Source organism: Achromobacter semiaridum, assembly GCF_053543755.1.
Genome location: NZ_JBLVOL010000091.1, coordinates 1 through 11,323, shown reverse-complemented (window position 1 = coordinate 11,323; position 11,323 = coordinate 1). Strand labels below are relative to the sequence as shown.

Genomic DNA, 11,323 nt, shown 5'->3' with positions numbered 1-11,323 from the left:
CTGCCAAGCAGGGCGGCCCGGGGGGGGCGCGCGGCCCGGGCGCCGGCCGGCCGCCGGCAGCCGCGATGGCCAACCTGCCCGTGCCGGTGCGCATCGCCACCGCCGCCAAGCAGGACATCGACATCTATCTGAAGTCCCTGGGCACGGTCACGGCGTACAACACGGTCACCGTGCGCAGCCGCGTCAGCGGCGAACTGGTCGACGTGCAATTCCAGGAAGGCCAGCAAGTGAAGGCCGGCGACGTGTTGGCACAAGTGGACCCGCGCGCTTTCCAGGTGGCGCTGGACCAGGCGCGCGGCACGCAGATGCAGAACCTGGCACAGCTTGAAAACGCGCGGCGCGACCTGCAACGCTATCAAGCCCTGTTCAAACAGGACTCCATCGCCAAGCAACAGGTGGACACCCAGGCCGCGCTGGTGCGCCAGTACGAAGGCACCGTCAAGAGCGACCAGGCCAACGTGGACAACGCCAAGTTGCAGCTGGATTACGCCCGCATCACCGCGCCTATCAGCGGCCGGCTGGGCTTGCGCCAGGTTGACCGGGGCAACCTGGTGTCCAGCGCCGATACCAATGGGCTGGTTGTCATCACCCAGACTCAGCCGATCTCCGTCGTCTTCACGCTGCCGGAAACCCAGCTGCCCGAAGTGCGCGGCGAAATCGCGGCCGGCCGGACCTTGGCCGTCGACGCCTACGACCGCGCCGACACGCGCCGCATCGCCACCGGCGTGCTGGAAACGCTGGACAACCAGATCGACGTCGCCACAGGCACCCTGAAGCTGAAGGCCAGGTTTGAAAACGCCGACGACGCGCTGTTCCCGAACCAGTTCGTCAACGTGCGCCTGCACGTGCTGACGCGCAAGGACGTCACCGCCATCCCCACCGCCGCCATCCAGCAAGGCTCGGCCGGCGCCTTTGTGTTCCTGGTGCAGCCGGACAACACCATCGCCGTGCGCCAGGTCAAACTGGGCGCCATCAACAACGGCATGGTCGCCGTCAACGAAGGGCTGCAACCGGGCGACCGCGTCGTCACCGAAGGCACCGACCGCCTGCGCGCGGGGGCCAAGGTTGAAATCGTGGGCGGCGCCGAAGTCATTCCCGCCACCCGCGACAAGACGCTGGGCGCGGGCGCGCCTGCCGGCACCACGCCGCCGTCCAAATAAGCCGAGCGCATCGTGAGTCCGTCGCGTCTGTTCATCCTGCGCCCCGTCGCCACCACGCTGGCGATGGTGGCCATCCTGATTGCCGGCTTCATCGCCTACCGCATGTTGCCCGTGTCGGCGCTGCCCGAGGTGGACTACCCGACGATCCAGGTGGTGACGCTGTACCCCGGGGCCAGCCCCGACGTGATGACCTCGCTGGTCACGTCACCGCTGGAACGGCAGTTTGGGCAGATGCCCGGCTTGAACCAGATGTCGTCCACCAGTTCGGGCGGCGCGTCGGTCATCACCATGCAGTTCAACCTGACCTTGCCGCTGGACGTGGCCGAGCAGCAGGTGCAGGCCGCCATCAACGCGGCATCCAATCTGCTGCCCAGCGACCTGCCGGTGCCGCCCACCTATAACAAGGTCAACCCCGCCGACGCCGCCGTGCTGACGCTGGCCATCACGTCGCCCACCATGCCCTTGCCGCAGGTGCGCGATCTGGTCGATACGCGGGTGGCGCAGAAGCTGTCGCAGATTCCCGGCGTGGGCCTGGTCAGCGTGGCGGGCGGGCAGCGCCCGGCCGTGCGCGTGCAGGTGAACCCGCAGGCGCTGGCCGCCAACGGCCTGGCCATGTCCGACCTGCGTACCGCCATCGTGGGCGCTAACGTCAACCAGCCCAAGGGCAATCTGGACGGCCCGCTGCGGTCCACCACCATCAACGCCAATGACCAGCTGAAGTCGCCCACCGACTACAACGACCTGATCATTGCCTACAAGAACAACGCGCCGCTGCGCCTGTCCGACGTGGCGCGCGCGGTCGAAGGCGCCGAAGACACGCGCCAGGCCGCGTGGGCCGGCGACAAGCCCGCCATCCTGTTGAACATCCAGCGCCAGCCCGGCGCCAACGTGATCGATGTGGTCAACCGCATCCAGACGCTGTTGCCGCAGCTGCGCGCCGCGCTGCCGGCCACGCTGGATGTCACCGTGGTGTCCGACCGCACGCAGACCATCCGCGATTCCGTCGAAGACGTGAAGTTTGAAATGCTGCTGGCCGTGGGGCTGGTGGTGATGGTGACCTTCGTGTTCCTGCGCAGCCTGACCGCCACCCTGATCCCCAGCGTGGTGGTGCCGCTGTCGCTGGTGGGCACGTTCGGCATCATGTACCTGGCCGGGTTTTCCATCAACAACCTGACCTTGATGGCGCTGACGATCGCCACCGGCTTCGTGGTGGACGACGCCATCGTCATGATCGAGAACATCGCGCGCCACATCGAAGAAGGCGAAACGCCGATGCAGGCGGCGCTCAAGGGCGCCTCGCAGATCGGGTTCACGCTGATCTCGTTGACCTTCTCATTGATCGCCGTACTGATTCCGCTGCTGTTCATGACCGAAGTCGTGGGCCGGCTGTTCCGCGAATTCGCCATCACGCTGGCGGTGTCCATCCTGATCTCGCTGGTCGTGTCGCTGACCCTGACGCCGATGATGTGCGCGCGCCTGCTGCGGGCGGAATCGGAACAGAAGCACGGGCGTTTTCACACCGCGACGGGCAACTTCATCGACCGCGTCATCGCCGGCTATGACCGGATGCTGCAAGTGGTGCTGCGCCATCAGCCGCTGACCTTGCTGGTGGCGGTGGGCACGTTCGCGCTGACCGTGGTGCTGTACATGGTGGTGCCCAAGGGCTTTTTCCCACAGCAGGACACCGGGCTGATCCAGGCCATCACGCAGGCGCCGCAATCAATATCGTTTCCGGCCATGGCCGAACGTCAGCAGGCCGCCGCGCGGCTGGTGCTCCAGGATCCTGACGTGCAGGCCGTGTCCTCGTTCATCGGTGTCGATGGCAGCAACGCCACGCTTAGCGCCGGCCGCATGCAGATTTCCCTGAAGCCGCAAGCCGAGCGCAGCGGCGATTTGCGCACGGTGATGGCGCGCTTGCAGGAATCGCTGGGCAAGCAGGACGGCCTGACCGTCTACATGCAGCCCGTGCAGGACCTGACCATCGAAGACCGCGTCAGCCGCACCCAATACCAGATGACGCTGTCCAACCCCGACCTGAAAGTGCTTAGCGAATGGACGCCCAAGCTGGTGGACCGGCTGCGCCAGGTGCCGGGCCTGAAGGACGTAACGGATGACTTGCAGGACGATGGCTTGCAGACCTGGGTTGAGATCGACCGCGATGCCGCCTCGCGCCTGGGCATTACCGCCGCCGTCATCGACGAAGCGCTTTACGATGCCTTCGGCCAGCGTCTGATATCGACGATATTCACGCAGTCGAACCAGTACCGCGTGGTGCTGGAGGTGCAGCCGCAATTTCAGATGAACCCGTCCGCGCTGGGGCAGATCCATGTGCCCACCGCCGCCGGCACGCAGGTGCCGCTGTCGTCGGTGGCGCATATTTCCGAAGGGCGCACGGTGCTGGCCGTGAACCGGCTGGATCAGTTTCCGATGGTCACGGTGTCGTTCAACCTGGCGCCGGGCGCGTCCTTGTCCAACGCGGTCCAGGCCATCACCGCCGCCGAAGCCGAGATCGGCATGCCGGCCAGCGTCGAGACCCGCTTCCAGGGCGCCGCGCTGGCGTTCCAGAATTCGCTGACCAGCACGTTGTGGCTGATCCTGGCCGCCGTGGTCACCATGTACATCGTGCTGGGTGTGCTGTACGAAAGCTATATCCACCCTATCACCATCCTGTCGACCCTGCCGTCCGCCGGTGTGGGGGCCTTGCTGGCGCTGTTGATCAGCGGCACCGAGCTGGACATGATCGGCATCATCGGCATCATCCTGCTGATCGGCATCGTGAAAAAGAACGCCATCATGATGATCGACTTCGCGCTGGACGCCGAGCGCAAGCGCGGCCTGAGCCCGCGCGCGGCCATCCATGAAGCCGCGCTGCTGCGCTTCCGGCCCATCTTGATGACTACGCTTGCCGCGCTGTTCGGCGCCTTGCCGCTGATGCTGTCCACGGGTACCGGCGCTGAACTGCGCCAGCCGCTGGGCCTGGTGATGGTGGGCGGCCTGTTGCTCAGCCAGGTGCTGACGCTGTTCACCACGCCCGTCATCTATTTGATGTTCGACCGCCTGTCGCGCCGCTGGCGTGGCGTGCGCGAGCCCGCCGCCGGGGACGCGTCATGATCATGTCGGCGCCCTTCATCGTCCGGCCGGTAGCGACCACGCTGCTAAGCGTGGCGGTCGTGATGGCGGGGCTGCTGGCGTTTTTCCTGTTGCCGGTGGCGCCCTTGCCGCAGGTGGACATCCCCACGATCTCGGTGTCGGCCAGCCTGCCGGGCGCCAGCCCCGAGACCATGGCGTCCAGCGTGGCCACGCCGCTTGAGCGGTCGCTGGGCAGCATCGCGGGCGTGACCGAAATGACCTCCAGCAGCTCGCAGGGGTCCACCCGCGTCACGCTGCAATTTGACCTGTCGCGCGATATCAACGGTGCGGCGCGCGACGTGCAGGCCGCGATCAACGCCGCGCGTTCGTTGCTGCCTTCCGGCTTGCGCAGCAACCCCACGTATCACAAGTCCAATCCGTCGGACGCGCCCATCATGACCTTGGCGCTGACGTCCGACACGCTGGGCCAGGGGCAGCTGTACGACATTGCCTCCACCATCGTGGCGCAAAAACTGGCGCAGGTGGACGGCGTGGGCGAAGTCACCGTGGGCGGCAGTTCACTGCCGGCCGTGCGCGTCACGGTGCTGCCGGGCGCGCTGGCCAATCGCGGCGTGTCGCTGGACCAGCTGCGCAGCACGCTGGCCAACGCCAACGCGAACCGACCCAAGGGCGTGCTGGAGAACGACCGCTACCACTGGCAGATCATGGTCAGCGACCAGCTCAGCCGCGCCGAACAATACCGGCCGCTGATCGTGGCCTGGAAAGACGGTGCGCCGGTGCGCGTGTCGGATGTGGCCAAGGTCGAGGATTCCGTTGAAGACCTGTACCAGACCGGCTTCTACAACGATCGCAAGGCCATCCTGATGATCGTGCGGCGGCAGGCCGACGCCAACATCATCGAAGCCGTGAACGCGGTGCGCGCGCAGCTGCCCGTGTTGCAGGCGCTGATGCCGGCCGACGTGAACATGACGGTTGCGCAAGACCGCACGCCCAGCATCCGCGCGTCGCTGCACGAAGCCGAACTTACGCTGATCATTGCCGTGGGGCTGGTGGTGCTGGTGGTGCTGCTGTTCCTGCGCCGCTGGCGCGCGGCCATCATCCCCAGCGTGGCGGTGCCGGTATCGCTGATCGGCACGTTCTGCATCATGTATATGTGCGGCTTCACGCTGAACACCATCTCGCTGATGGCGCTGATCGTGGCCACCGGCTTCGTGGTGGACGATGCCATCGTGGTGTTAGAGAACATCATGCGGCATGTCGAGAACGGCATGTCCCCCATGCGCGCGGCGCTGCGCGGCTCGCGCGAAGTGGGCTTTACCGTGCTGTCCATGAGCCTGTCGCTGGTGGCGGTGTTCATCCCCATCCTGCTGATGGGCGGCGTGGTGGGCCGGCTGTTCCGCGAATTTGCCGTGACGCTGTCGGCCGCCATCATGGTGTCGCTGGTGGTGTCCCTGACGTTGACGCCCATGATGTGCGCGCGGCTGTTGCGGCCCGAGCCCAAGGACGCCAAGCCTCCCGGGCGGCTCGCGCGCTGGTCCGAACGCGGCTTTGAAGCCATGCTGGACGGCTATCGCCGCAGCCTGCGCTGGGCGCTGGCGCATGGGCGGTTGATGATGCTGACGCTGGCCGTGGCCGTGGGCCTGAACGTGTACCTGTACATGGCGGTGCCCAAGGGCTTTTTCCCGCAGCAGGACACGGGTCAGCTGCTGGGTTTTTTCCGGGTGGACCAGGGCACATCGTTCCAGGCCACCGTCCCCAAGCTGGACGCGCTGCGCAAGGTGGTGCTGGCAGACCCGGCGGTCCAAAGCATGACGGGCTACGCGGGCGGGCGCGGCGGCAGCAACAGCAGCTTCATGCAGATCCAGTTAAAGCCGCTGGAAGAACGCAAGGTGTCGGCGGACGTGGTCATCAACCGGCTGCGCGGCAAGCTGCAAAACATGCCGGGCGCGCGCATGTTCCTGGTGTCGCAACAGGACATCCGCATCGGTGGGCGCCAGAGCCAGGGCTCGTACGACTACACGCTGATGTCGGGCGACCTGCAATTGCTGCGCACCTGGATGCCCAAGGTGCAGCAGGCGATGGCGAAGATTCCTGAAATTACCGACGTGGATACCGACGTCGAGGACAAGGGCCGCCAGATCAACCTGGTGATCGACCGCGAGGCCGCAACGCGGCTGGGCGTCAGCATGTCCACGATATCCACCGTGCTGAACAATTCGTTCAGCCAGCGGCAGGTGTCGGTGATGTACGGGCCGCTGAACCAGTACCACGTGGTGCTGGGGCTGGAGCCCAAGTTTGCCGAAGACATCGAATCGCTCAAGCAGGTGGAAGTGATCACGTCCACCGGCGCGCGCGTGCCGCTGCTGGCCTTCGCAAGCCTTGAAAACGGCAACGCCCCGCTCAGCGTGCAGCACCAGGGTTTGTTCGTGGCGGATACCGTGTCGTTCAGCCTGGCGCCCGGCGTGTCGCTGGGCCAGGCCACCGCCGCCATCGACGCGGCCGTGGCGCGCATCGGCTTGCCGTCGGACCAGATCCAGGCGGGCTTCCAGGGCACCGCCGCCGCCTTGCAGCAAACGCTTGCGCAGCAGCCGTGGCTGATCCTGGCGGCGCTGGTCACGATGTACATCGTGCTGGGCATTTTGTACGAGAGCTTCGTGCATCCGCTGACGATCCTGTCCACGCTGCCGTCCGCCGGGCTGGGCGCGCTGCTGGCGCTGCTGCTGGTGCGGCAGGACTTCACGCTGATTGCGCTGATCGGCGTGTTTCTGTTGATCGGCATCGTGAAAAAGAACGCCATCATGATGGTGGACTTTGCGCTGGAAGCGCAGCGCGTGCAGGGCATGGCGCCACGCGAAGCGATCTTCCAGGCCTGCCTGACACGCTTTCGCCCCATCATGATGACGACCATGGCCGCCATCTTCGGCGCGCTGCCGCTGGTGCTGGCAACCGGGGCCGGCGTCGAGATGCGCCAGCCGCTGGGCATTACCATCGTGGGCGGCCTGGTCCTCAGCCAGATCCTGACGCTGTACACCACCCCGGTGGTCTATCTTTACCTGGACCGTTTTCGCCTGTGGGCCTCGCGCTGGCGCGCCCGGCGAAATGACGCCCCTGCTTCCATAGAACCTACATGATCCGACCCAAGCCGTTTGCCGCCTCCTTTCTTCCCCGCAGCGCCGTCACGCTGGCGCTTTGCGCGCTGCTTGGCGCGTGCGCGGTCGGCCCTGATTACCAACGCCCCGCGCTGGATGTGGGCGCGTCCTACAAGGAAGGGCAGGGGCAAGAGCAGGTAGACGGCTGGAAGCGCGCAGAGCCGCGCGACGTTGCCGACCGTGGCAAGTGGTGGCTGGTGTATGAGGACGAGACGCTCAATACGCTGGTCGAGCGGCTGAACACGTCGAACCAGACCATTGCCCAGGCCGAGGCCAATTACCGCCAGGCGCTGGGCCTGGTGCGCGCCGCGCGCGCCGGTTTCTATCCCACCGTGGGCGCCAGCGCGGGCATGTCGCGCGCGGGTAGCGGCACGGGCTCGTCATCGTCGTCGGGCAATGGCAGCAATGTGTCGAACCAGTATTCCGTGACGGGCAGCGTCAGCTGGGAACTGGACGTGTGGGGACGCGTGCGCCGCAGCACGGAATCGTCCGAGGCCAGCGCGGCGGCCAGCCTGGCCGATCTGGCCGCCACGCGCCTGAGCGCGCAGGCGGCGCTGGTGCAGACGTATCTGCAACTGCGCGTGCTGGACGAACAGAAGCGCCTGCTGGACGCTACCGTGGCGGCGTATGAAAAGTCGCTGCAACTGACGCAGAACCGATATGAAGTGGGCGTGGCCGGGCAGGCCGACATCGCCGTGGCGCGCACGCAGGTGGAAAGCACGCGCGCCCAGTCGATTGACCTGGACTGGCAGCGCGGCCAGTACGAGCACGCCATCGCGGTGTTGATGGGGCAGGCGCCGTCGCAATTCAGCCTGCCGCCGGCGGTGTTCGCCTTGAAGCTGCCGCGGATTCCGGTGGGGCTGCCGTCCGAGCTGCTTGAGCGGCGTCCGGACATCGCCGCCGCCGAACGTCGCGCGGCCGCGGCCAATGCGCAGATCGGCGTGGCCGAGGCCGCGTGGTTCCCCTCGCTGATCCTGTCGGCCGACGGCGGCTTTCGCAACGGCCAGTTCGCGGACCTGCTGACGGCGCCCGCGCGCTTTTGGTCGCTGGGCCCGGCGTTGGCGCTGACCCTATTCGATGGCGGCGCACGTGCCGCGCAGGTCGAACAGGCGCGCGCCGCCTACGACTCGCAAGCGGCCGCCTATCGCCAAGCGGCGTTGGTCGGCCTGCGCGAAGTCGAGGACTATCTGATCCAGCTGCGCGTTATGGAAAACGAACAGACCGTGCAACGCCGCGCGCTGGAGTCCGCGCGCGAGTCGCTGCGCCTGATTCAGAACCAGTACAAGGCCGGCCTGGTGGACTATCTGAGCGTGGCGGTGGTGGACGCCACCGCGCTTAACAGCGAGCGCAATGCGCTAAGCCTGTTGGGCACGCGGCTGGTTGCCAGCGTGAACCTGATCGTGGCCTTGGGCGGCGGTTGGGACGGTTCCTAGGGATAACGCGTAATCCTCTTCGCATTCGTTGACAAGCTTTCTGCGCCGGTTCTTAATGCTAGTGCGTAAAAAGTGACCAGCTGGTCACTTTTCTTGCGCTCTGTCGTCACGCTGCACCGACGCCGAATTCCGTTTGATCACACGCACACAAAAATCTGCGAAGGGGAACAAGGATGGGCTGGTCAATTCAATGGCGCACCGCTTTACGGGCGGCGCGTTTTTCCAGCGTGGCGGCGGTCGCTACGTTGGCGTTGTCGGCGGCGGCCTCCGCGCAGGCATGGCCCGAGCGGCCGATCACGTTGATCGTGCCGTTTCCGCCGGGCGGCACCACCGATCTGTTTGCGCGCACCATTGCGCAGCACATGGCGCCCGCGCTGGGCCAGTCCATCGTGGTGGAAAACAAACCGGGCGCGGCGGGCAACCTGGGCGTTGCCGCTGCGTCCCGCGCGCAGGCCGATGGCTACACCATCGTGCTCGGTTCGGTCGGCACGCAGACGGTCAACCAATACCTCTACAGCAACATCGGCTTCAACCCCGCCACCGACCTGGTGCCGCTGGGCATGATCGCGTCTACGCCCAACGTCATGGCGGTGGCCGCCGATTCGCCCTGGCGCAACCTGGACGATGTGATGAAGGCCGTGAAGAAAGACCCGGGCAAGTATTCGTATGCGTCGCCCGGCGTTGGTTCGTCGGTGCACCTGACGGGCGCGTATTTTGAATCGGCGGCGGGCTTGCAGATGCTGCACGTGCCGTTCAAGGGTTCGTCGGCGGCGATACCCGCCGTGATCGGCGGCCAGGTCGACATCCTGATGGATAACCTGCCCAGTTCCATGTCGGCGCTGAAGCCGGGCGGACGCCTGCGCGGCATCGCGGTCACCTCGGCCGAACGCAGCCCCGCCGCGCCCGACTTGCCCACGATGGCGGAGGCGGGTTTGCCCGGCTTCGAGGTCACCGCGTGGTCGGGCCTGTACGCGCCGCGCGGCACGCCGGCGCCGGTGGTCGACAAGCTGATCGCCGCCATGCGGCAAGCGCTGAAGTCGCCGCGGTTGCAGCAGTCGCTGGCGCAAGGCGGCGCCACGCCGGGCAACGTGTTCGGCGCGGACCTGGCGGCGTTCGAAGTCAAGGAACGCGCCAAGTGGGGCAAGCTGATCCAAAGCCGCGGCATCAAGGCGGATTGATTTCGCGCCCGGCGATTCAGGCTGGGCGCGCGTTCATTGCAGCGCGAAAGCCGCCGGCTCCACGGCGGGGTCGCGGCCCCGCATCAAGTCCGTCAACATGCGCGCGCTGCCCAGGGCCAGCGTAAAACCCAAGCCGCCGTGGCCGGTGTTCAACCACAGGTTGCGATAGGGCGTGGCGCCGATCAGTGGCTTGCCGTCGGGCCGCGCGGGCCGCAGCCCCGCCCACGCAGCGGGCGGCCCCGCCGCATTCAGGTCCGGAAAGAACTGCGTCACATCGCGTTCCAGGCTGCGCACGCGCTGCGGATCGACCCCGCCACCGCTCGTGCCGATATCGACCATGCCCGCCACGCGCAGGCGCTGGCCCAGCCGCGCATAGACCACCTTGCGGCGGATGTCACTGATGCTTGCCGTGGGCGCCACGCTATCGGGCGTCAAGGTATAGGTCAGGCTGTATCCCTTCAGCGGATAGATGTGCAGGTTCAGCCCCAGTGGCCGCGCCAGCGCCTGCGCGCCCATGCCGCCGGCCAGCACGAAGTGGTCGGCCGACAGATCGCCAACGGTGGTGTTGGCGCTGGTGATGCGGCCGCGTTCATGGCGCAGCGCCTTGACCCGCGTGTCGAAGTAAAAGCGCACCGGGTCGGGCGCGGCGCGCAGGATGCGTTCCAGTTCCATGCACAAGCGTTGGCAGTCGCCGGCGTCTTCAGTAGGCGTGTACAGCGCGCCCTGGATGCTGCGCCCGATCGCGGTCAGCGCGGGCTCCATCGCCACGCAGGCGTCGGCGTTCATCACCTGTTGTTCGCAGCCCAGCCCGCCCAGGTAATCGCGCTGCGCCAGCGCGTGCCGGTACGCCGCCGCGTCCTGGTAGACCAGCAGCTTGCCCGCTGATGAAAAGTCAAAATCGGGCTGCTCGTTGCGCACCAGCTCGTGCACGCACAGGCGGCTGTACATGCCCAACGCCAGCAGCTCGCGCGTGGTGGACCGGTTCTTGGTGCGCGTGCAGGCACGCAGGAAGCCGATGCTCCAGCGCCATTGGTCCGGGTCCAGGCGCGGACGAAAGCGCAGCGGGGCATCCTGCGCCAGCAGCCAGGACGGCAGTTTGGGCAGCACGGCGGGGTCGGCCAGCGGCGCAACAAAGCTATAGCTCAGCTGCGCACCATTGGCCATGCTGGTGGCCTGGCCCGGGCCGGAGCCCGCGTCCACCACGGTAACGCGATGGCCCTCGCGATGCAGGAAGTAGGCGGTGGCCATGCCGACCACGCCCGCGCCGATGACAACAATGTGCATGATGCTCCAAGCCGGGCGCAGCGCGTGGC

General features: G+C 66.7%; 6 protein-coding genes. 5 read left to right on the top strand and 1 reads right to left on the bottom strand.

Annotation, left to right across the window (positions count from 1 at the left end; translation table 11 throughout):
• From ACNPP0_RS22305 to ACNPP0_RS22285, 5 genes are all read left to right on the top strand, one after another.
• Positions 1–1,160, top strand: a 1,160-nt coding sequence (locus tag ACNPP0_RS22305) for an MdtA/MuxA family multidrug efflux RND transporter periplasmic adaptor subunit (RefSeq protein ID WP_448707033.1), incomplete at its 5' end; no start/stop codon positions are given.
• A 12-nt stretch (positions 1,161–1,172) separates the two neighbouring features.
• A complete protein-coding gene (locus ACNPP0_RS22300) occupies positions 1,173–4,271 on the top strand; it encodes an MdtB/MuxB family multidrug efflux RND transporter permease subunit (RefSeq protein ID WP_332612346.1) in 3,099 nt (1,032 codons plus the stop codon).
• Entirely contained in the window at positions 4,268–7,381 is a 3,114-nt protein-coding gene (locus ACNPP0_RS22295) for a multidrug efflux RND transporter permease subunit (protein ID WP_332612344.1), read from the top strand. The genes ACNPP0_RS22300 and ACNPP0_RS22295 overlap by 4 nt, the downstream gene beginning before the upstream one ends.
• Entirely contained in the window at positions 7,378–8,832 is a 1,455-nt protein-coding gene (locus ACNPP0_RS22290) for an efflux transporter outer membrane subunit (protein WP_332612342.1), read from the top strand. Before ACNPP0_RS22295 ends, ACNPP0_RS22290 begins: the two co-directional genes overlap by 4 nt.
• A gap of 173 nt (positions 8,833–9,005) precedes the next feature.
• On the top strand, positions 9,006–10,010 hold the full coding sequence (locus ACNPP0_RS22285) for a Bug family tripartite tricarboxylate transporter substrate binding protein (protein WP_448707032.1): 1,005 nt from the start codon (positions 9,006–9,008) through the stop codon (positions 10,008–10,010).
• Between the two features lie 33 nt (positions 10,011–10,043).
• Here ACNPP0_RS22285 and ACNPP0_RS22280 read toward each other — a convergent pair whose 3' ends face one another.
• Positions 10,044–11,294 carry a D-amino acid dehydrogenase gene (locus ACNPP0_RS22280; RefSeq protein ID WP_448707034.1) on the bottom strand — a complete coding sequence of 417 codons (1,251 nt, stop codon included), beginning with the start codon at positions 11,292–11,294 and terminating at the stop codon, positions 10,044–10,046.
• Positions 11,295–11,323: the final 29 nt, after the last annotated feature.